This is a genomic window from Halorubrum sp. SP3, from assembly GCF_005435195.1.
GTDB classification, from domain to species: domain Archaea; phylum Halobacteriota; class Halobacteria; order Halobacteriales; family Haloferacaceae; genus Halorubrum; species Halorubrum sodomense.
This window is the reverse complement of sequence record NZ_SGTU01000361.1, coordinates 255-464: the sequence shown is the minus strand read 5'-3', so window position 1 is coordinate 464 and position 210 is coordinate 255. Positions and strand designations below refer to the sequence as shown.

The following is a 210-nucleotide window of genomic DNA, read 5'->3' as shown; positions in this document are numbered from 1 at the left end:
CGCCGCTCGCTGGAGGTCGTCGAGACCGAGGGCGTCGAGGGACCGCATCCGAGCAGCAGCGACGGACAGGCGCTGGAGTCGCTCGACGCGGGCGATGAGATGGTCGCGACGTACGCCGTCCCGTCGGACCTCCCCGCGGGAACGTACGTGAGCCGCGGCCTGTTCAACGTCTCGTGGAACGTCCCCGGACAGACGCCGAGCGCACACGGG

At 71.4% G+C, this 210-nt stretch carries 1 pseudogene; it reads left to right on the top strand.

The features are described from left to right. Window positions 1-210, top strand: a pseudogene (locus EXE42_RS16865) (hypothetical protein); the annotation flags it as partial.